A 22452-nucleotide genomic window follows, 5' to 3' on the forward strand; every position below is an offset into this window, starting at 1 on the left:
AAACCTCCCTAAAAGTATGTAATTATTTAATCAATGCATTCGGATCAATGATCAATGCAACTTGTCCATCTCCTAGAATCGTTGCACCGGATATTGCAAATAGACCGGATAAATATTTACCTAACGTTTTGAGAACAATTTCTTGCTGACCAATAAATTCGTCTACCATCAAGGCAACTTGTTTGTCCCCTTTGCGTACAACAACAATCTCAGTCTCTTCCTCAAGATCCTCATCGAAATCAGGTACATTAAACAATGTACTGAGCGATACAAGAGGAATAACCGTATTACGATAATCCACCATTTTGTTCCCGTGAATGTTACGAATCTGTTGCTTCTGAATAGCTGAAGTTTCAACAATGGATGACAACGGTATCGCATATTTTTCGCTGCCAAGACGCACAAGCATGGCGGAAATAATAGACAGTGTCAGTGGTAATTGGACAGAGAACTTACTTCCAAAACCTGGTTTGGAATCAACTTGAACATGTCCACCCAACATTTGAATCTTCGTTTTCACAACGTCTAGACCTACGCCTCGTCCTGAAATATCAGAAATTTTCTCAGCCGTACTAAAACCAGATGCGAACAACAAGTTGTATACTTCCAAATCACTTAACTTCGCTGCTTGTTCAGCTGTTACAAGGCCATTCTTGAGTGCAGTCTTCAATACTTTTTCTCTATAAATCCCTCTACCATCTTCTTCAATTTCTATAAAGACATGATTGCCGCTATGGAAAGCACGCAACTGAATGGTACCTTGCTCACTTTTGCCAGCAGCCAGTCGATCGCTGATTGACTCAATACCATGATCCACAGCATTACGAAGTAAATGTACAAGCGGATCACCAATTTCATCAATGACGGTCCGATCTAATTCCGTTTCTGCACCAGTAATGACCAGATCTACTTTCTTATCTAGCGATTTAGCCAAATCCCTTATCATCCGTGGGAAACGATTAAATACCGAATCTACTGGTACCATGCGGAGCTTCAATACAATATTTTGCAAATCACTGCTAACCCTTGACATATGCTCAACTGTTTCAGTTAGATCATTACGTTTAACCTCGCTAGCAAGTTGTTCTAAACGTACTCGATCAATTAAAAGTTCGCTGAACAGATTCATGAGCGCATCTAAGCGTTCAATATCAACACGAATGGTACGACTTGCAACAGGAGCCCCACCTGCTGCTGGTTTAGCTGCAGCTGTAGCTGGCTCAACATTATGTATGGCTTCAACAGATACAGCTGGTGCAATCCCTTCTGCAACCGCTGCAGCTATTTCTTGTCTTGCCGCCTCAACTTCAGTTCTTGGACGGGATAATTCGGCTAGTGATTCTGAATCAACTGTGATAATGACGGCTGATTGGATTTCGGAAACGTTCAAAATTTCTTTCTCTAACGTTACTTGATCAACCTTAGAAATAAAATAAAGCGAGAAGGAACGATCAAATTTCTCTTGTTCGATTTCTTGTACGGATGGCGTCGCTTTTACGATTTCGCCCATTTGCTCCAGTGCATCGAACACCATGTATGCCCTTGCTGCCTTAAGTACACAATTCTCATTAACACTTACTTCGATATAAAATACAAGGAATCCCGAGTCAATCGATTGTTGAAGAATAGAAAATTGAAACTCATCAACTTCGATACCTTTTGCTGGTTCCTTCGCAGCTGTCACAGCTGGAGCTTGTGCGGTTTTATAGTCACCTGTCACGATGGAACGAAGAGCAACGACGATTGGTGAAACATCCGCTTTTCCTGTACCACCTTGAATAATATCTTCGACCATAGATTCCAATGAATCAAGACTTTTGAAAATGCAGTCAAAAATGAATGGGTTCATTTCAATTTTACTGTTACGTACCAAGTCCAACACATTTTCCATCTCGTGCGTTAGGGCAGCGATATCTTCAAAGCCCATTGTTGCGGACATCCCTTTCAACGTATGAGCAGAGCGGAAAATGTTATGAACAATACTAATATCCTGAGGATTGCTTTCTAAACTAAGTAAGTTCTCATTCAAAGATTGCAAATGCTCTTTCGATTCATCGATAAACATGGATAAATATTGACTAAGTTCCAAAACCACACACCTCCAATAGAATCATTATGTAACCTGTTTACTAAATTTCATTTAATTAAGTACGCATTGAGCTAACCGACTTGCAATATCCTGCTGTGGCAAAACATGCATCGCAGCTTGGATCTCTACAGCAGCTCTTGGCATCCCGTATACGACACAAGTTTCTTCGCACTCGGCAATGGTTGTTGATACACCGGATTGCTTTAATGAGAGCATACCTTTAGCTCCATCGCTCCCCATGCCGGTCATCAGGACGATGTGCCGCTTCAACTCATTCATTCCAAGCAAGGACTCAAACATGACATCCACCGAAGGGCGGTGGCCAGAACGAGGTTCTTCTTTGGTCAAGCGAATTTTGTACGTTTTGTCCGTATCTTTGTAGATGACCATATGCCATCCTCCCGGTGCTACATAAGCTGTTGCCGTTTGGAGCACATCCCCTTCCGCAGCCTCGACTACTTGTATCTGAGAAATGTCATTCAGACGTTGGGCTAATGATTTGGTGAAATTAGGCGGCATATGTTGAACAATTAAGATCGGCGCAGGAAAACCTGCTGGAATATGAGAGATCACCTGATGTAAAGCGCGAGGTCCTCCAGTTGAAGTACCTATGGCTACTAGATGATCGAAATGCGTTGAACCAGGCTTTGCAGCAAGTTTAGTATCGGGTGCTTTTATCGAACTTGCAATACTCTTGGCTATTAGCGGTTGAATAACCCGCGGAGGCACAGGCTGTTGCTGTACCGGCCGCAACTTTGTTCGAACTGCCATATGCAGCTTCTCGTGTAGAAGTTGTTTTACTTTATACAGGTCAAGGGATATGGAGCCTGACGGCTTTCGAATAAAGTCGACGGCTCCCCACTCGAGTGCTTTAATCGTTTCAGATGCACCCTCTTGGGTTAAGGAACTTAACATAATGACGGGTGTTGGTTGTTCGGTCATGATTCGCTGTAAAGCATCCAAACCGTTCATTATTGGCATTTCCACATCCATCGTAACGGCATCGGGGCGCAATAGCTTCACTTGTTCAATAGCTTCTTGACCATTTTTTGCTGTTCCTATGACTTTGTACTGAGGATTATCAGAGATCAAATCGCTTATAATTTTTCGCATAAAGACGGAGTCGTCTACGACAAGAATGTTATATGGTGCCAAGCTGCTTCCCTCCCTCTTATGTGCATATTCGACCACGATTTGCGAAAATCCTATTTTAAAAGTTTCATCATTTTATTTAAAAAGCCCTTGACACCGGAAGTAGGTGTGTCGATTACTCGATAACCATTAAGATAATTATCGACTAATAATTGAAGACTTCGTGATGCGGCCGAATTCGGAAAAGCAACAGTAAAAGGTATTTGCTTTTTAACCGCCTTAGATACAGCTGCGTCATCGTCAACGAATCCTAATGTAGGGATCTGGATATCCAGAAATTGTTTAGCGACTAAAGAAATTTTATCAGCCGTGTGCTTGCCTTCCTTTGCATCGGTTACTCGGTTAATTACTAGTTTAAAAGAAACGTCATGTCCCATTGAGTTAACCATTTTTATAATGGCATAAGCATCCGTTATGGAAGTAGGCTCAGGCGTTGTGACAACAAAAGCTTCTTCGGCAGCGAGAATAAACTTCAACGTTTCTTTGGACAATCCGGCCCCTGTGTCAAAAATAATAAAATCAACATATCCGTTGAGCTGCATGACTTGCTCGGCAAAGTAGTTCAATTCATCATCGGTTAAGCGAAGTAAATCGTTAAATCCAGATCCACCTGCTATAAAATCTAAATCATTGTAGCCTTTCTGGATAATTTCCCAGATCGTTTTTTCCTTTTTCAATAAGTGATACAAATTGTATTTGGAGGAAATCCCCATCAGCACATCAATGTTGGCAAGCCCAATGTCTGCATCAAAGACAAGTACCTTATAACCTTGGGACTGAAGCGTTAAAGCAAAGTTTAGCGTAAAATTTGATTTACCTACGCCTCCCTTTCCGCTAGTCACGGTAATAATCCTGGTTGCTTTTGTGCCTTTTTCATTCTGTATTTGTACCAGGTTCCGCAACCCTTCTGCTTGATCCTTCATGCTCTAGGTTCCTCCAATAACAAATCAATGATTTGCCACTCATTCATTTCCGTAATATCATCGGGTACGCTTTGACCGTTTGTAACATACGAAAGCTGCAGTGAGAACTCGTGAACAACATTTACAATCGCACCGTAGGAGTCTGTTTCATCCATTTTGGTGAATAATACTTTGTCTAGCTTAAACTTATTAAAATTGTTCGTAATCGCTCTCATGTCCCGATACTTCGTTGTTAAGCTCAGAACTAGAATAGTCTCACTATTTCCTTGTGTCTTTAGCAAAGAGTTAAGCTCCGAAACATACATTTCATTTCGAAAATTGCGTCCAGCCGTATCCATGAAAATGACATCACATTCTTCAAGATTATGAAATGCCTTCGCTAAATCCTGCGGTGAGAAAACAACTTCAAGCGGTACATTCAAGATTGTTCCATATGTTTTCAACTGTTCAATTGCCGCAATTCGATACGTGTCTGAAGTAATAAATCCAACCTTATGTTGATACTTCAACACTTGCTCTGCTGCTAGCTTGGCAATGGTTGTCGTTTTGCCAACTCCTGTTGGACCTACGAAATGTACAACGCGTGTTTGTGGTGAAATTTGTTTGCTTCGATTGGACTGAAGCACCTGCCCTAGCTTGGATCGCACCACTTGAAGAGCTGACTTATCTGTCACAGGCTCATCTGCAAGCTGAAAATCGGCCACAGCTTCATCCATAATTTGACGAACTAATGTAGGATCTACTTCTTGGTCAAATAATCGTTGTTCGATCTTCTGTAAAGGTTCTGGGAGATTTGACACCTCGGATGCATGAGTAAGCTTTCTCATCATTTCCTTCATTTGTTTGAGCTCCTCCATGAGGTGCTCATCTTTGAGATTGACTCTATTAGGTGCATTTACCGAAACGGGAGAGTAAGACTGTTGCGAAGCAAAACTCTGTTGCGTCTCAACACCTGCACTAACGGTAACTGGTTCTTTTGGGGCTGAAACAGGAGCAATCACATCTGGGACTTCAGGAAAATCAGATAGATGCGATTGAGCTCTCGAAGGTTGAGCTTGACTCATGACTTTCTGCTGTTGAGGCTGAGGTGTAAACCGCTGAGTGGCCCCTCCTGAATTCGTGTTTGCTCCATCAATTGCAGCGATAACTTCAATCTTTTTCTTACCGAATAGACCAAGAAAACCACCTGTGCGAATTTCCTTGGTATTGAGGATTACTGCATCCTTGCCTAAATCCGTGCGAATTTTTTGCAAGGCGTCCGGCATGGAATCGACAACGTATCTTTTTACTCTCATAAATTGACTACCCCCATACTCTGAATTTCAACGCTAGGCTCTAATTCGCTGTAGGATAATACAGGTATATCTTGCAAAGTTCTCTCAAGCAATTGTCTTAAATACATCCGAATCGTTGGTGAAGTTAAAATTACAGGTTGTTCTCCGGATTGAATCAATTTAGTAACTTGCTCACTGACGCGATGATAAATTATTTGTGAAGAGGATGGGTCAAGGGCTAAGTAACTTCCTTGATCTGATTGCTGAACAGAATCGGCAATTTTCTTTTCCACAGATGGACCAACTGTAATGACTTTTAGGGAATCACCTAAAGAAGTAAACTGCTGCGTGATTTGTCTCGATAATGATTGTCTAACATATTCAGTCAATATCTCAGGATCTTTTGTATAAGAACCATAATCAGCAAGAGTTTCCAAAATCGTTACCAAGTCACGTACAGAAATTTTCTCACGCAGTAACTTAGCCAATACCTTCTGAACGTCCCCAACTGATAACACAGAAGGAATAAGATCATCAACAAGTGCTGGATAAGACTCGCGAACATTATCGATAAGTGCTTTAGTTTCTTGACGACCCAGAAGTTCATGTGTATGTTTCTTAATAATTTCGGTTAAATGTGTAGCCACTACGGAAGGAGGATCAACGACTGTATAGCCAGATAACTCCGCTCTTTCTTTGGTCACTTCATCTATCCATATAGCAGGCAATCCAAAGGCAGGCTCAGTCGTTTCTATACCTGCTATTGAATCATCATCAATACCAGGACTCATGGCTAGGTAATGATTAAGAAGTAGTTCGCCGCGTGCAACCGTATTGCCTTTTATTTTGATGATATACTCATTCGGCCGTAGTTGAATATTGTCACGGATGCGAATAACGGGTACGACAACCCCAAGCTCAAGCGCACATTGTCGGCGAATCAAGATAATCCGATCTAGTAAATCTCCGCCTTGTTGAGTATCAGCAAGAGGAATTAAACCATAACCGAATTCAAACTCAATCGGATCGACTTGTAACAAGGAAATAACACTTTCAGGACTCCGCACTTCCTCAATTTGCTGCTCCTCCACCAATTGTTCTTCTTTGATCGCTTCGCGCTCCAAATTCTTTTGCATTTTAAAAGCTGCGAAAATTAGCAATCCGGCAATCGGAAACGTAGTGAACCAGTGAATTGGTGTGAATAAACCAAGCACCATGAGGGTACCAGCAACAATATAAAGAAGCTTCGGTTGTGCAGTTAATTGTTTCGTTATATCGTGACCTAAATTACCTTCAGATGATGCGCGTGTCACGATAATACCAGCTGCAGTTGAAATTAAAAGGGCTGGAATTTGACTGACGAGTCCATCACCAATAGTTAATATCGAGAAGGTTTCAAGTGCCTCAGAAAAAGACATCCCTTTCATCGTCATCCCAATAATAAAGCCACCAATCAAATTAATGACGAGGATGATAATGCCGGCAATGGCATCCCCTTTCACAAACTTACTTGCACCATCCATAGCTCCGTAGAAATCAGCTTCACGTTCAATCTTTTGTCTACGTTCACGAGCTTGGACCTCATTGATTAAGCCTGCATTCAAATCTGCGTCAATACTCATTTGTTTTCCCGGCATCGCATCGAGAGTAAATCTCGCTGCAACCTCGGCAACGCGCTCAGAACCTTTGGTAATTACGATGAATTGTACCAAGACAAGGATGAGAAACACGACGAATCCCACGACGATATTGCCTTGAGCAACGAAAGAACCAAAAGTTCTGACCACGTCGCCTGCTTCTGCATGCGACAAAATGTTCCGCGTAGTTGAGACGTTTAGCGCCAACCGAAACAATGTCGTAATTAGTAGTAAAGAAGGGAAGATGGAGAACTGAAGAGCTTCTTTTGTATTCATAGCAACCAAAATAATCATTAAGGCAATCGATATATTAATAATTAAAAGAAAGTCCAGCAAAGGGATTGGAACCGGTACAATCATCATTAATACAATACCGATAATGCCTATAAGAACCAATAAATCCTTGATCTTCATCTGATTGTACCCCCCTCCTCATTAGTTCGTTTTGCCCTTCACTTTATATACATAAGCCAATACTTCTGCGACAGCCTGGAACAGCTCAGCGGGAATAGAGTCACCAATTTCCACCTGTGCAAAGATCGCTCGAGCAAGCGGTTTATTTTCCATCGTCATAATACCGTTTTTCTTCGCAACTTCTTTAATCTTTAAAGCAACATAATCCGCGCCCTTAGCAATAACTGTAGGGGCTTGCATATTGTTCGAATCATATTTCAAAGCAACCGCAAAGTGGGTTGGATTGGTAATAATAACATCAGCTTTGGGGACTTCCTGCATCATGCGCTGCATGGCCATCTGGCGCTGCTTTGCGCGAATTTTTCCTTTGATAAGTGGGTCCCCTTCACTCTTCTTATACTCATCCTTAATATCCTGTTTGGACATTTTGAGACTTTTCTCATACTCATACTTTTGATATATGAAATCAAAAATGGCAAGGACAATTAAAATTGCTCCAATTTTGATCCCTAGTTTTAGGGTGACCGAGGCAATAAATGAAAATGTACTCTCCAATGGAGCATGGCCAAGTCCTAGCAGTTTAGCTTTTTCCCCTATTAATGTCGTGTACACGACATAACCGATAATTAACATTTTCATTGTTGACTTAAGAAAATCCATCACGGTCCGCAGCGAAAAAATTCGCTTGAAGCCCTCGATCGGATTGATCTTGCTAAACTTCATCATCAGGGGATCGCCAATAAACATAAAGCCAATTTGCGCATAATTTCCAATAAAAGCAACTAAAACAACAAGGATGAAAATTGGAGCTAAAATGATTAACCCTTGTTGGACTAAATCTACGAATAATACCTGAACGTTTGCGGCTGTGATATCCATCGTCAGTTGATTCTCATACACGTTGCGAAAGATGTTTACAATTTTCTCTTTCATATAACCACCGAACATGAGGAAAGATAGAAATGAAAAGAGTAAAATAAATGCCGCCGGTAGGTCCATACTCTTCGCAACTTGACCCTTTTTACGAGCGTCCTGCCTCTTCTTTGCTGTAGCAGATTCCGTCTTTTCCCCAGCAAACCATTGTAAATCGAGCTTCAAGCGTAATGTTTGGGACACGGCTTACCTCCTACTTAGGTGATGGTTGCTGTGTGCCGCTAATCAGTTGAAGCAACTTCTCCATGTAATCAAAAATGGTTGCAAATAAATTTTGAAATTGAGATATTAATTCCGGGAAAATAATGACCAGCAGAAAAAAGCCAAGGATCATTTTCAAAGGTGCGCCTATAACGAAAATATTGAATTGCGGAGCAACCCTTGTTAAGAGTCCTAACCCTAAATCTGTCAAAAAAAGGGCTGCTATGATAGGAGCAGCGAGTTGAAACGAGAGATAAAACATTTTTGAAAGCGATTGAAACAAGAAATTCGAAATTTGTCCATCATAGATGCGGGTGAACAGCTGATTGTCTAGCGGTATCCAACGGTAGCTGTCAATAATCGCTCTGATCAAATAATGGTGCCCATCAAAAGAAAGAAAAAGCAGCACGGCGATCATATATTTAAGGTTACCTAACATTGGACTTGAAGCCCCCGTTAGAGGATCAATCACACTCGCCATACTGAAGCCGATTTGCATATCCATAAAAGAGCCGGCTGTCTGGACAACTGTAAAAAAGATATAGGCCAGAAAACCAAGTAAAACGCCAACAAGCATTTCACGAATGATCAATAGAATGTATTCACCATCCATGGGAATGGGCTTATCCAACCCCATAGTCGCAAAAATGATTAACGAGATGAATACGGAAAGTCCGATTTTGAACATCATTGGAACATTTCTTGAAGAAAGAATTGGGACTACGACAAAGAACGATGTAATTCGACAAAAAATAAGCAGAAAGATAGGGATAACTTGGAAAAAGTATGTCATATCGCTCACAACCTATCCAACGAATTTGTAAAGGTTGTTGAGTAAATTAAAAGTAAAGTCAACCAATGTATTCATGATCCAAGGTCCAAATATTAAGATAGACAGCAGAACCGCCACAATTTTGGGAACAAACGCCAAGGTTTGTTCTTGAATCTGCGTCGTTGCTTGAAAAATACTAATGATCAGACCAACGACAAGCCCAATAATAAGCATGGGTGCACTTGCTTTAAGCACGGTATAAACAGCCTCACCAGCAATCCGTATTACAAATTCCGAGCCCATCTAGAAACCTCCGATATCTTGATCCTCAACCATAGCTTAGGAGTAAAGATCTCACCACAAGATACCAACCATCTACAAGTATGAAAAGTAGAATTTTAAAAGGGAGAGAAATCATAACAGGCGGTAACATCATCATTCCCATTGCCATTAAGGTACTGGATACAACCATATCTATGACCAGAAACGGGATGAAAATCATGAATCCCATCTGGAAAGCTGATTTCAGTTCACTTATTGCGTATGCCGGAACTAATGAAGTAATCGGTATATCTTCTACGCCTGTAGGTGCCTTAGCTTTGGTATAGTCTAAGAACAACTTTAGATCCTTCTGACGTGTATGTTTGAACATAAACTTCTTCATTGGTAAGGACGCTTTCTCAAAAGCCTGGGTCTGATTAATTTCACCCTTCAGATAAGGCTGCAAAGCTGTCTGGTTAACCTCTCCCAAAGTAGGAGACATAATAAAAAAGGTTAAAAACAGAGCTAGTCCGATTAAAACCTGATTAGGCGGCATCTGCTGGGTTCCAAGGGATGTTCGAACGAATCCAAGCACGATGACAATTCTTGTGAAACTAGTCATTAAAATAAGAAAAGATGGTGCAAGACTTAATACGGTTAATAAGAGCAATAAGGTAACTGTGTTAGAAGAACCACCGGCAGCGCCACTAGTCCCAATATTCACATTTAACCCAGGGATCGGATTGTTTGGATCTGTTTCAGCAGCAGAAGCTGTCAGTGATAAGAGGAACACTGAAATCATAACAATCAGAAGCGTAAGAACTAATTTATTTCTTTTCATTCATCATTCAACCGATCTGTTTGTTTTTGATCAGAAAGCCATTCGTGAGCATCTTTATTACGGTTAGATACTCGCTGCAGCCTATCGTGAAATACTTGTTGAAAGGATGAAGTAATTTCTACTTCTTCCTCAATCTCTTTCTTTCTAACAGGAAGTTTGCTTATCCACTTACTTATTGCACCAAAGCCCACGCGATCATCCTCAGAAGAAGTAAGCAATTCCGAGATATACGCAACTTCATCGGCGTCATTGATCTTATCCAACAACTGAATGTTCTCACCGACGCCAACCACGAAGAGCGAATGACCAATTTCAACTATTTGAATAGATTTATTTTGTCCGAGGGGAACTCCACCTAAAGAACGAATTGAGTTCCCGAACATAGTACCTTTATTTTTCTTAGCTATGTACTTCATAAGCACAAAGAATAAGAGAATAATTAATACGAGAAAGAAAATGACCTTAACAATCATGCCAAACGAATTAAATGGGTCAGTAGTCGGAAAATCTGATGTTGGAAGACCTTGTCCTGGCTCTGTTTCAGCAAAGCTAATGGATTTGGTATATAACATTGCGACTACACTTAATATGGCAGTAATCAGTCGTTTCGATTGGAGTCTTCTCATAGTCACAACCCTTTCGGTTTATGTAAGACTCAACCGAACGTTGACGGTTTAACCTAGAGTCTTTTTAATCGCTTCGATAACACGGTCTGCCTGAAATGGTTTAACAATAAAGTCTTTTGCCCCTGCTTGAATGGCATCAATAACCATAGCTTGCTGCCCCATCGCGGAACACATAATGACCTTTGCAGTAGGTTCAATTTTTTTGATTTCTTTCAATGCTTGAATGCCGTCCATCTCAGGCATCGTAATATCCATCGTAATTAAATCTGGTTTCAATTCTTTGTACTTTTCGATGGCTTGAGCACCATCATTCGCTTCGCCACAAACCTCGTAACCATTTTTAGATAAAATATCACGAATCATCATTCTCATAAATGCAGCATCATCAACAATTAGAATACGGTTAGCCATGAGTAAAATCCCCCTAAATTTAAATTATTGTAACTTTTGAATTCGTTCCCACTGGTTAACGATGTCTGTTACACGAACCCCAAAGTTTTCATCGATGACGACAACTTCGCCTTTGGCAATCAACTTGTTATTTACTAAGATATCAACAGGCTCACCTGCCAGCTTATCCAATTCAATAATCGATCCCTGGGAAAGTTCTAAGATGTCTTTAATCACCTTGTGCGTTCTGCCTAATTCTACTGTTACCTTAAGAGGTATATCTAGTAATAAATTAAGGTTTGTATCATCAGCCTGTCCCAACGAACCCGATTGTAAATTTCCAAATTGCACGGGTTGAACATTTACATTCCGATTCGGCATCCCACCATAAGCTGCCGGAGGCTGCTGATACATGGGTTGCTGTGGCGGGTACATGGGCTGTTGAGGTGGATACATCGGCTGCCCCATTCTTGGCTGTTGATACATCGGTTGTTCATACATTGGCTGCTGTTGTTGGTACATAGGCTGCTCGTAAATGGGACTTGGAGTTGCTGTAGGCGGCGTATGAGCTTCCTGTGTAGGTAATTGTGATGGTGCTGCAGGGGCAGGTGCTTGAGCCGCAGGCGCAGCCTCCATTGAAGAGTCAGAATCACCACCCATGAGAGTCGATACCATTTCTTTGGCGAATGGAACAGGTAATAATTGCATGATGTTAGAATCAATAAGATCGCCAATGGTAAGTCGGAACGATATCTTTATAAATACGTCCTCGTCCGGTAGTTTTCCTTCTCCTTTCGACAAATTTAATATGTCGATTCCTGGAGGAGAGATATTGACAAATCGATTAAAGATGGTAGACATGGACGTAGCAGAAGATCCCATCATCTGATTCATGGCTTCTTGTACAGCACTGATGTGAATCTCACTAAGATTTTCATCACCGCCAGTACCATCACCTCCCATCATTAAATCAGCAATGACTTGAGCATCACGTGTTTTAATAACAAGTAGATTAATACCGTCAAAACCATCAACATAATTCACATGAACGGCTACATGAGGTTTTGGAAACTGCTCTCCCAATTCTTCTTTACCAATAATAGAAACCTTTGGTGTTGTTATGTCTACTTTCTTTCCAAGCAATGTCGAAAGTGCTGTGGCTGCACTACCGAAAGTGATATTACCAATTTCACCAAGTGCATCCTGTTCTAGGGGAGATAAATAGTCTTCAACTATAGGAGGCCCGTTAAAAGAAGTGGCTGAACTATCGTCTGAAGACTGTCTCAACAAAGCATCGATCTCTTCCTGGGACAAATAATCTCTGTTATTCGTCATAATCTTCTTCTCCTTCGTTTACGATTTCTGTAATTTGTACAGCCATCTTCCCTTTTAAGGTACCGGGGCTTCCGAGATATTTCAGCTTCTCGCCCACTTTGACTTGAAGCGAATCTTCGACGGATTTATGCAGCGGGATTACATCGCCAGCCGTTAAGCCAAGGAAATCACGTATGGAAATTTCAGACGATCCCAATTCTGCAATGAGTGGCAGCTTGGTTTTTTCCAAGCGCGATTGAAGTGCTTCCACTTCTTCAGGTGCTCTCGTCTTCTTCTGGGAGACAAACCAATGATGCACAGAAAGTCGAGGCATAATGGGTTCGATGACAACATGAGGGATACACAAGTTGATCATCCCTGTTGTATCACCGATTTTGGTGCTAAGTGATATTAATGCAATGGTTTCATTGGGTGAAACAATCTGCATGAACTGCGGATTTGTTTCAAGGGCCTCTAAACGAGGTTGAATATCAATGACAGTCTTCCATGCCTCTTGTAAACTATCGAATGCTCTGCTAAAAATACGTTCCATCACAATCGTTTCAATCTCAGTTAAGGCATTAATTTTGGTTGGGGTCGTACCTGCACCGCCCAACAAACGGTCCAACATAGCAAATGCGACATTGGGATGAACCTCAAGCACCATTCGACCCTCTAAAGGCTCCGCTTCAAAGATGTTCAAAATGGTCATTTTCGGGATCGAACGAATAAATTCGTCATAGGGCAGTTGTTCAACCTGGACAACACTGATCTGTACGAACGTACGGAGCTGGGCAGAAAAATACGTTGTTAAAAATCGTGCATAGTTTTCGTGAATCCGGGTTAAGCTACGAATATGATCCTTTGAGAAACGTACGGCTCTCTTAAAATCATAGGCCCTTACCTTCTTCTGCGTTTCCTCTTTTTTAAGTTCATCCGCATCCATTTCGCCTGAGGACAGAGCAGCTAGCAAGGCATCGATCTCATTTTGCGATAGAACATCAACCATTCGAGTCACCTCCTTTAAGCAAAATCAACAGCGAGTTATTGAAGTACTTTATCGGTTATCCATATTTGCTTGATTTTACCCTCATGTAACAGCGGGTTTAATTTGTTCATTAACGTAGAGATTAAACTGTCGGAACCCTTACTTCCTTCAATTTGATCTTTTGTCAAATCTCCAAGCGCTTGTACGATTGTTCCTTTAACCGCTGAGTCCAGCAAACTATCAAACTCTGCCTTACCCTTTGAATTTTCTAATTCAAAAGCGAAGCTGATTTTAATGAAGTTTTGACTGCCAGACAAATTCGTCAAGATATCTTTAATAATTGCAGTGTTTGCCTTTTTAGCTTCCGCAGATGGCGCTTTCGTTGGCTTCACGCTTGCAACAGCATCCTGAGCTTGTACTGCAGGGTCTTTGGATTGATTATTTTTCTCCATAAAATTCCACAAAACAAAGGCAGCTGTCAAAATCAGAGTAATTGCGATTAGAATAGAGACAATGAGTATGAAAATTTTGTTCTTAAACACTTACGAACCCTCCGCATCCCTGGACTTTATTGTCGCTCGTACTGAGCCAATCTCCTGCATGTAGGTCCGCACTAAGCTTACCACAACCTCTGCCTTTTCGAGTACTGTGATTTTCTTTCCTGTCGTTAATGTAATCATTGTGTCTGGAGTCTCTTCAATAATTTCGATAAGCAAGGCATTCAGGATAATCGCTTTCCCGTTTAAACGAGTGAGAGAAATCATGCTTCTCCTCCTGTATCAGGATAAGGGGAGGCTAGCTCCCCTATTTCACATCAATTTAAGATTAATGTTTAAGATTTACGACTTCTTGAAGTACTTCATCCGAAGTCGTAATAATTCGAGAATTGGCTTGGAAACCACGTTGAGCAATAATCATTTCGGTGAATTCACCTGTTAAGTCAACATTCGACATTTCCAGTTGACCTGAAATCAGTGTCCCAGTACCCGTTTCTGGATTACCCGCTGCCCCAACTACAATTTCACCCTCTGGGTTTGCATTCGCTGTCATACGATACAAATTCCCGCCAATTTTCTCAAGCCCCGAAGGGTTAATGACTTTAACGACGCCAACTTTCTGACCTGTAGTAACCGTTGCTCCTGTATTGTTGACACCGATGATATCGCCGTTTTGTGCAATCGAGAATGAAACTATGTCATCAGGAAGCACTATCGGACCGGCATTATCAGCCCCCATAACATGTAGCCCTTCTGCATTTACAAGGTTTCTAGAAGCATCTAAAGTAAAGTTACCTGCTCTTGTCAAGTAAGGTGCATCCACCTGCTCGGTAGTACCTACTGCAAAGAATCCATCCCCGTTAACACGCAAATCAGTAGTGACATTCGTTGTCATTGCACTTCCAGCCGTATGTACTGTATCAATGGCAGCCAAACTAACGCCTAATCCTACTTGCTGAGCATTCACACCACCACGGTTCTCATCGGCAGCACTAACACCAGCAACGGTTTGACTGAGAATATCTTTAAACATAACACGACTGCCTTTGAAACCGATGGTATTTACGTTTGCGATATTATTACCAATGACATCCAATTTCGTTTGAAAACCACGCATACCTGAAACGCCTGAGTACAAGGATCTTAACATCTATAATAGGCCTCCTAATCGGATATAAATATAATGAACTGCTTCAATCGCTCCACAGCTCCAGGCTTCCTGCACGGTCGAGCCTGATGGTTAAGAAATAATAATGGCACTATCAATTTGCGTGAAAACATGTTCATTCATCGCATTTCCATCAAGCGCCGTCACAACAGTTCGGTTAGGAACATTAACAATTAAAGCATTTCCACCTAAAATCATAAGCGCATCCTTAGCGCCTTTAGCGGCTACCTTATCAATAGCTGTACTAAGCTTATCCAATTGCTCAGGCTTTAGTTGAATGCCTCTCTCTTTAAGTCTAACCTCTGCATGATGACTGAAACGAACAAGTTGCTCCTGAAGAAGTTTTTGAAAAGTAGGGCTACCGGATTGGGTTACCGGTTGCTGTACAGGTGTTCGTCTCGTAGACGCTGGAGAAACCGCATTAGGATAAAGCTGCCCTATGGATATTCTCTCTGTCATTTGGTTTCTCCAACATTCTCAATTTTCTTGAGCTTGTCAAGAGAAATTTCCTCTCCCTTCACATTGGCATATTGATTTCCGTCTTTGAATGTAATGGAATCAATAACACCAGACTTTTCAACAGATGCTCCAGATGAGTCGATATCCGTCCATGTGATCGATTTCCCAATCAAGCCTGAAACAAAACCAAGAGATTGACGCATTAGCTTCATTTCACCGGCCATATTGGTCAGTTGCTCTACGGATGTAAACTGCGCCATTTGTGCAATAAACTCTTTATCTTGTAAAGGTTGCGTCGGATCTTGATTTTGAAGTTGTGTAATCAAGATTTTAAGGAAATCATCTTTGCCTAACGTATTGTTGTCTTTCTCTTTCGATTTTGCTTTATTTCCAGTATTGATCAAATCCGTAACATTACCTGAAATAGGGGTTGTAGCCACACTTTCACCTCCAGCTGAATCACATAGATTGCTTTTTTAGGCAATAACATCGAAGGAGTTACCATTTACTGCAGTTCGTACTTGAGCTACATTCTCAATTTCTATATTAAAATCAATTGAATCTTCCTCATAGTTACCAGAAGCATTTTTACTTTGACGCTGAGATTGACTAAATGTTTGCTGTTGACGTTGATCTTGAAACATACTAGATTGCATGTTTTGATTTTGAGTGACCTCAAGCTTCTCAACTTGCAAACCTTGTGTTTGAAGAGCTTGTCGTAACTGCGGAAGTTGACTTTCCAGCATCTGCTTACCTGCTAAGGAATCAGCTGCAAATTGAGCTATCAGTTGTCCATCCTGCATCGATATTCTTACATCAATATGACCGAGATTTTTAGGGAATAAAGATAGTTTAGCTTCAGAAAAACCGCCAGCCATCGTTATCTTCAAGTTCTTCAACACATGCTCTGTCATTTCTTCTGTAAAATTCGCCGCATTGATTGTTGCTGTTGGCGTTTTATCAACTGGAACAGCAGCCTGTTGCGCTTTCTGCAAATCACCGATCGTAACGATGTTATTCGTTGCTGGAGCTTCTTCAGTCGGCAAATCAACTAGGGCAGCAAAAGATTCTTCGGACGCTGTAGTAGACTCGACAACTGGTGCGTGAAGTACATTCTTGATTGCTAAAAGCTCAAGCTTTGACTTTGATGGTTGCACTAGGGTAAATGAATCTCCATCAATTTTCTGCTCAACACCTAACTTGTTTGCCTTTTTAACATGACTTGCTCTGTTAACAGATGTGATATCACTCTTAGTTTCTTCTACTAAACCTTCAGTAGCCTTGAGTGATTTCGTTGCTGCATCAGTTATTGATGTTGGTCCCTTCAATGTCGCCATTAAATCTGGAAGCAAAGGCTCAATCGTGCTAAGTAAGTCCTGGTTCAAAAACTTCAAAATAGGATTGTCAGGCTGCTGTTTAGTCAAAGTAGTCAGTGTAAGCAAAGTATTCTGGGCTTGTAAGTTTAATGTATCAGCTGGCTGAAGATTCAACCCATTCGGTAGTGTGAAAGCCGTGTTAGATTGTGTATCACCAAGTGTGCTTAACAATTGCTGAGCATCTTCGAACCACTTCTTCACGTTCTGATCTTGTAATAATTGTTCAGCTAGCTTAGGGTTACTGTTCATTGCCTCCAAAAGCATTTCTGGTAGAGGTTGATCTCCCTTTCCTTGTTCGACCTGCTGTACAGCAGCGCCTTGAAGAGGCATAACCAAGCTTTGAAGCATTTGAAGCAGCATGTTCAGAGAAAGAGCTGGATCAGAAGCATTTGCATCACCAGAAGCATTCTCTTGAACAATTTGACCATCTAATACTTGATTAAAAGAAGTATCCTTGGCAGCCGTTTCAGTCGTACTTGCTTTACCTGTTGCTGTTGAAGCAGCATTGTTTCCAGTAGGTACTGTTGGCATTTGTACGTCCATTTTTTTCACCTCCCTTCGTGAAATCAATGACATTACTGAACAAGTTTAGCTGAAATGGAAGCTGTGATTTCTTTATTTGCGTCTGATAATGAAGACATTACTTTTGAACGAGAAGCATTATCCATCCCACTGAGAATAGCTAACACTTTATCAGGGTTAGATTTATTCATTTCCAGAAGGACATTGGAAGCACTTTTCGGTGTCATGTTGGCAAAAGTTTGCCCTAAATCTGTTTTACTTACGGATGTTGTGGTCTTCGTCGCTCCATTCGTTGCCAATCTTTCTTGCAAGGCAGCAATTTGTTTATCGCGCACAGGAACAACATCCTTAACCCCAATGGAAGCCTCAGCCGCTTTAGTAGGGGTCATCTTTTCTAGAATCGCACCACGACTATCTGCTTTCATCATTGAAAACACAAGAACCATTTCTTTAGGTGTCAAAGCTTCAATGATTGGCGCAGCTTTACTTGGATTTATTTTTGCATACATATTCGCAAGTTGAGTAATTTGATTATTGTATTCTTCTTCGGTTTGCGTTTTATTCTTCAGCTTCTCTTCCAAGTCAGTTAACTTCGCCTGAGCATCTTTCAGTGAAAGATCCTTCTGCTCGGTTGTCGAATCGGCTTTTTGCAAAGCTGTTTGAAGTTCAGCAATTCTTGCATTTAGCTTTGTAATCTCTTCATCTTTAATCTTGTTGCTTTGCTCAGAAGTCGGTGCTTTACCATCACTCGTCACTACTGCTTTTTCTTTGGGAGCAGGGACGATTGTCCCAATGACTGGTGTATTGTGCAGCGCCTTCTGAATACTGCTCTTGATATCATAATCAAAAATTGACAACAGCACGAAGAGCAAAACTGCCGTAAACACAAAGGGGATGACAAACCATATCAGAAATCGTTCCAGTGCACTATAAGATGCACCCTCTATGCTTGTATCGGCCATCTCCTTTTCCCTCCTTTGCCTTCCTCAATACGTTAATCGTTTGAAACGGTTAGTAGCCATCTCATCTAGAGTTTCTTGCTCTTTTTTGGCGACAAAAGATTGAAATTGGTTGTATGCCTTCTCTCTTGCCTTCGACCAAACTTTCTCATCAATCATTCTTTCCGAAAGATGTTCCTGCTTTTTGAGCACGACATGCTGTGCTTGCTGCACATCCAAATGCTTGCGTGCGATCTGCTGATCAACATGATTCATGTAATTTTGCATCAACAGCATCTTGGAGATGGATACCGAACTGCTAGATACACTAGCCATTTCATTATGGAGGCTATCTTTCTGCTCAAACAATCCATGCAAGCTCGTCTCTTCATTCCTTAGTTGCCCCATTGCCTCAGAAAGTATCCATTCTGCCTGTGTTCGTTCATTGTTTTTCAAATCGACAATTTGCTGGAAAGAATAACGAAAATTCATTCAGGAGCCTCATCCCTTATAAAATTCATGAATCAAACGTTCTTGAGCTTCTTCAAATGTTAACTTTTCAGAGGTTTTTTGCTTCGTGAAATCCCATATTGCCTCGATATTATCCATAGCGATATCAATATTTGGGTTAGAACCTTTTTGGTATGCCCCTATATTGATAAGATCTTCCGAATCTTTATATATAGAAAGAAGTCGCTTCAATTGATCAGCTGCTTCCATGTGTTCAGTAGGAACAATTTCTTTCATGACTCGGCTTACACTGGATAAAACATCGATGGCTGGGTAATGACCCTTATTAGCAATGCTGCGATTAAGTACAATATGACCATCCAAAATACCTCGCACAGCATCAGCGATAGGCTCATTCATGTCGTCCCCATCTACAAGTACAGTATAAAAAGCGGTAATGGAGCCCTTTGGTCCCGTACCTGAACGCTCTAGAAGCCGCGGAAGCATTGCAAAAACCGAAGGAGTATAACCACGTGTGGCTGGAGGTTCTCCAACAGCAAGCCCGACTTCACGCTGCGCCATAGCAAAACGAGTGACTGAATCCATCATCATCATGACATTTAAGCCGCGATCCCGAAAATATTCGGCAATGCTAGTTGCAATCATCGCACCTTTGATTCTGATTAAAGCGGGTTGATCAGAAGTTGCTACAATCACAACGGATCTAGCAAGTCCTTCAGGACCTAAATCTCTTTCAATAAAGTCTAGAACCTCTCTACCACGCTCGCCAATAAGAGCAATTACGTTGACATCAGCGGATGTATTACGTGCAATCATGCCCATCAACGTACTTTTACCTACACCAGAACCTGCGAAAATACCGACACGCTGTCCCTTGCCAATTGTTAATAATCCATCTATACAGCGAACACCAACCGAAATTGGATTCAGAACACGTGGACGTGTAAGCGGGTTCCCAGGCACATTATTCGTTGAATATTGCGCCATTCTAGACGGGAGGAATGAACCATCTAAGGGTTGTCCCAAACCGTCTAAAACTTTACCAAGCAGCTCATGGCCAACATGAACAGTAAGCGGCTTTCCGGTACCTACGACATCGCATCCAGGACCTATTGCATCCAAATCACCGAGTGGCATCAGAACTACTTTGTTGCTGCGAAATCCAACGACTTCAGCTTTTAGCGGCTTGTTTGACTTGTGCGGATATATGTAGCAAAGATCGCCAATGCTCACATCAGGACCTTCTGACTCAACTGTCAGCCCAATTACCTGCGTCACTTTACCGTTCACTCGAATCGGATCAATCGTATGTAGATGCTCCTTGTATTTATCAGCATTTGGCAGCTTGCTGCTCATAACTCGGATACCTCACTTTGAGTTGCCAATTGTCTTAACGCCGACTTAATCTCTTTTAACTGAGTGTCAATTCTGGCATCAATGCTTCCAAATGAGGAACGTATCACACAACCACGGTCTTGTACCGTAGAGTCCGGGATAATTTGTAATTCAGCTTGTGAATCAATGGAAGTTAGTAACTCTTCGCGTGCTTCTTGGATATATGCAAACTGTGAAGGTGCTACACAAAGCGCGATAATCCCTTTTTCTCTTCTACGTGAAAGTACCATCTGAATTAAATCAATAACCCATTCTGGATTTAAAGTTAATTGACGTCCAATGACTTTCTCAGCGATGGAAGTACTAAGTTCAATTAAAAAAGGTTCTGATTCTTGAATGATTTGCTGCTTAAGCTTGTAAGATTGTTCCAAAATGGCTCGAGCCTCTGATAACATCTCACCGTATTCTTGGCGGAGGTTTTCTTCGGCTTGAACAATCCCTTGTTCGTAACCTTCTTCAAATCCTGATTGTCTGGAAATCGTGATGTGCTCTTCATCTTCTGCACGGCGGCTCTCCCACCAACTCGTTATTTCTGCGTGAGTTTGTTCTCGAAGCGCTGCGCACTCCTGCATAGCCTGGTCGATTTGTTCGTGGGCAAAAGCCTCAGCGTCTTGAAGGATCTGCTCCTTCATACTTGTAGCTTCTGTCAGTTCCTGCTGCTGTTCAGGAGTCAATTGATTTGTATCATCTGTTAACATACCAGCACGTAATAATTCAAGTGGTGAAATCGTTTCTACTATTTTCTTATCATCTAACGGAAAATAAGCAAATGATTTAATGACGTTAGACAATAATATCATCTCCTCCACCACGTGCGATGATGATTTCACCAGATTCTTCTAAGCGGCGAATCGTTGCAACAATCCGGGTTTGAGCTTCTTCAACATCACGTAAACGTACGGGTCCCATAAATTCCATTTCTTCCTTAAAGGTATCCGCCATACGTTTGGACATATTTTTGAACAAGGCATCTCGAACTTCTTCGCTTGCAACTTTAAGGGCAAGCTGTAAATCCGCATTCTCAATGTCGCGGATAATTCGTTGAATGGAGCGATTGTCGATATTGACGATATCTTCGAAGACAAACATCCGTTTCTTAATTTCTTCCGCAAGTTCCGGATCCTGAATTTCGAGAGAATCGAGAATAGTGCGCTCTGTACCCCGATCGACACCATTCAGAATTTGAACGATGGAAGCAATACCACCTGCATTTGTGTAATCCTGAGTCACAGTTGACGATAGTTTTTGTTCAAGAACGCGTTCAACCTGGCTTATGACTTCAGGAGAGGTACTATCCATGAGTGCAATACGCTTAGCAACATCAGCTTGCTTTTCCTGTGGTAGTGATGACAAGATGATCGAAGCTTGATCTGCTTGCAAATATGACAATACCAAAGCGATTGTCTGAGAATTCTCATTTTGAATGAAGTTAAGGATTTGAGCAGGATCTGCTTTTCTTGCAAAATCGAAAGGTCTCACCTGCAGAGTTGCTGTCAATCTATTGATGATATCAAGCGCTTTTTGTGATCCTAATGCCTTTTCCAAAATATCCTTGGCGTAAGCAATACCACCTTGAGAAATAAACTCTTGGGCTAAACAGATCTGATGAAATTCAGATAAAATAGTTTCTTTTTCATAAGAATCTACTTTTCTAACATTCGCAATTTCTAGCGTTAACTGCTCGATTTCTTCTTCTCGCAAATGCTTAAATATTTGAGCAGACACCTCAGGGCCTAAACTGATCAAAAGAATGGCTGCCTTTTGTCGTCCGGTTAACCCTTGCAGAGCAGCTTTGGCCATACAAGTGCACC

Annotated in this window: 24 protein-coding genes; all 24 read right to left on the bottom strand. The window is 41.4% G+C overall.

Going from position 1 to position 22452, the window contains the following annotated elements; translation table 11 throughout:
* Nucleotides 1-22: 22 nt before the first annotated feature.
* On the bottom strand, nt 23-2089 hold the full coding sequence (locus tag ASD40_RS01350) for a chemotaxis protein CheA (RefSeq protein WP_057301541.1): 2067 nt from the start codon (nt 2087-2089) through the stop codon (nt 23-25).
* A gap of 51 nt (nt 2090-2140) precedes the next feature.
* Nucleotides 2141-3244, bottom strand: a complete 1104-nt coding sequence (locus ASD40_RS01355) for a protein-glutamate methylesterase/protein-glutamine glutaminase (RefSeq protein WP_057301542.1) — start codon at nt 3242-3244, stop codon at nt 2141-2143.
* Between the two features lie 50 nt (nt 3245-3294).
* The gene (locus ASD40_RS01360) at nt 3295-4164 is read right to left on the bottom strand and encodes a MinD/ParA family protein (RefSeq protein ID WP_057301543.1); all 870 of its coding nucleotides are present in this window, start codon (nt 4162-4164) and stop codon (nt 3295-3297) included.
* Nucleotides 4161-5459 carry a flagellar biosynthesis protein FlhF gene (flhF, locus tag ASD40_RS01365; RefSeq protein ID WP_057301544.1) on the bottom strand — a complete coding sequence of 433 codons (1299 nt, stop codon included), beginning with the start codon at nt 5457-5459 and terminating at the stop codon, nt 4161-4163. The genes ASD40_RS01360 and flhF overlap by 4 nt, the downstream gene beginning before the upstream one ends.
* Complete coding sequence (gene flhA / locus ASD40_RS01370; protein ID WP_057301545.1) at nt 5456-7489, bottom strand: flagellar biosynthesis protein FlhA; 2034 nt, start codon at nt 7487-7489, stop codon at nt 5456-5458. The genes flhF and flhA overlap by 4 nt, the downstream gene beginning before the upstream one ends.
* Before the next feature lie 21 nt (nt 7490-7510).
* The gene (gene flhB, locus ASD40_RS01375) at nt 7511-8605 is read right to left on the bottom strand and encodes a flagellar biosynthesis protein FlhB (RefSeq protein ID WP_057301546.1); all 1095 of its coding nucleotides are present in this window, start codon (nt 8603-8605) and stop codon (nt 7511-7513) included.
* Between the two features lie 10 nt (nt 8606-8615).
* Nucleotides 8616-9416, bottom strand: coding sequence for a flagellar biosynthetic protein FliR (fliR, locus tag ASD40_RS01380; protein WP_057301547.1), 801 nt, complete (start codon nt 9414-9416; stop codon nt 8616-8618).
* Between the two features lie 12 nt (nt 9417-9428).
* Nucleotides 9429-9698 carry a flagellar biosynthesis protein FliQ gene (gene fliQ / locus ASD40_RS01385; RefSeq protein WP_029195371.1) on the bottom strand — a complete coding sequence of 90 codons (270 nt, stop codon included), beginning with the start codon at nt 9696-9698 and terminating at the stop codon, nt 9429-9431.
* A gap of 25 nt (nt 9699-9723) precedes the next feature.
* A complete protein-coding gene (gene fliP / locus ASD40_RS01390; protein ID WP_057301548.1) occupies nt 9724-10497 on the bottom strand; it encodes a flagellar type III secretion system pore protein FliP in 774 nt (257 codons plus the stop codon).
* The gene (locus tag ASD40_RS01395; protein ID WP_162251186.1) at nt 10494-11069 is read right to left on the bottom strand and encodes a flagellar biosynthetic protein FliO; all 576 of its coding nucleotides are present in this window, start codon (nt 11067-11069) and stop codon (nt 10494-10496) included. Before ASD40_RS01395 ends, fliP begins: the two co-directional genes overlap by 4 nt.
* Before the next feature lie 102 nt (nt 11070-11171).
* Complete coding sequence (locus ASD40_RS01400) at nt 11172-11534, bottom strand: response regulator (protein WP_029195368.1); 363 nt, start codon at nt 11532-11534, stop codon at nt 11172-11174.
* Between the two features lie 24 nt (nt 11535-11558).
* Entirely contained in the window at nt 11559-12848 is a 1290-nt protein-coding gene (fliY, locus tag ASD40_RS01405) for a flagellar motor switch phosphatase FliY (RefSeq protein WP_057301549.1), read from the bottom strand.
* The gene (fliM, locus tag ASD40_RS01410; protein WP_057301550.1) at nt 12838-13836 is read right to left on the bottom strand and encodes a flagellar motor switch protein FliM; all 999 of its coding nucleotides are present in this window, start codon (nt 13834-13836) and stop codon (nt 12838-12840) included. The genes fliY and fliM overlap by 11 nt, the downstream gene beginning before the upstream one ends.
* A 35-nt stretch (nt 13837-13871) precedes the next feature.
* Complete coding sequence (locus ASD40_RS01415) at nt 13872-14357, bottom strand: flagellar basal body-associated FliL family protein (RefSeq protein WP_057301551.1); 486 nt, start codon at nt 14355-14357, stop codon at nt 13872-13874.
* Entirely contained in the window at nt 14358-14579 is a 222-nt protein-coding gene (locus ASD40_RS01420; RefSeq protein ID WP_057301552.1) for a flagellar FlbD family protein, read from the bottom strand.
* Nucleotides 14580-14640: 61 nt separating this feature from the next.
* Nucleotides 14641-15462 carry a flagellar basal body rod protein FlgG gene (flgG, locus tag ASD40_RS01425; protein ID WP_057301553.1) on the bottom strand — a complete coding sequence of 274 codons (822 nt, stop codon included), beginning with the start codon at nt 15460-15462 and terminating at the stop codon, nt 14641-14643.
* 90 nt (nt 15463-15552) lie between these two features.
* Nucleotides 15553-15939 carry a TIGR02530 family flagellar biosynthesis protein gene (locus ASD40_RS01430; RefSeq protein WP_057301554.1) on the bottom strand — a complete coding sequence of 129 codons (387 nt, stop codon included), beginning with the start codon at nt 15937-15939 and terminating at the stop codon, nt 15553-15555.
* Nucleotides 15936-16379, bottom strand: coding sequence for a flagellar hook capping FlgD N-terminal domain-containing protein (locus tag ASD40_RS01435; RefSeq protein ID WP_057301555.1), 444 nt, complete (start codon nt 16377-16379; stop codon nt 15936-15938). The genes ASD40_RS01430 and ASD40_RS01435 overlap by 4 nt, the downstream gene beginning before the upstream one ends.
* 36 nt (nt 16380-16415) lie before the next feature.
* A complete protein-coding gene (locus ASD40_RS01440; RefSeq protein WP_057301556.1) occupies nt 16416-17858 on the bottom strand; it encodes a flagellar hook-length control protein FliK in 1443 nt (480 codons plus the stop codon).
* Nucleotides 17859-17890: 32 nt separating this feature from the next.
* On the bottom strand, nt 17891-18799 hold the full coding sequence (locus tag ASD40_RS01445; RefSeq protein ID WP_063870686.1) for a MotE family protein: 909 nt from the start codon (nt 18797-18799) through the stop codon (nt 17891-17893).
* 24 nt (nt 18800-18823) lie between these two features.
* A complete protein-coding gene (gene fliJ, locus ASD40_RS01450; protein ID WP_057301557.1) occupies nt 18824-19267 on the bottom strand; it encodes a flagellar export protein FliJ in 444 nt (147 codons plus the stop codon).
* Between the two features lie 9 nt (nt 19268-19276).
* A complete protein-coding gene (gene fliI / locus ASD40_RS01455) occupies nt 19277-20602 on the bottom strand; it encodes a flagellar protein export ATPase FliI (protein WP_057301558.1) in 1326 nt (441 codons plus the stop codon).
* Nucleotides 20599-21432: a FliH/SctL family protein gene (locus ASD40_RS01460; protein WP_057301559.1), complete on the bottom strand. Its 834-nt coding sequence runs from the start codon at nt 21430-21432 to the stop codon at nt 20599-20601. Before ASD40_RS01460 ends, fliI begins: the two co-directional genes overlap by 4 nt.
* On the bottom strand, nt 21425-22441 hold the full coding sequence (fliG, locus tag ASD40_RS01465) for a flagellar motor switch protein FliG (protein ID WP_057301560.1): 1017 nt from the start codon (nt 22439-22441) through the stop codon (nt 21425-21427). The genes ASD40_RS01460 and fliG overlap by 8 nt, the downstream gene beginning before the upstream one ends.
* Nucleotides 22442-22452 lie beyond the last annotated feature (11 nt).

The organism is Paenibacillus sp. Root444D2, assembly GCF_001426375.1.
Lineage (GTDB): Bacteria > Bacillota > Bacilli > Paenibacillales > NBRC-103111 > Paenibacillus_E.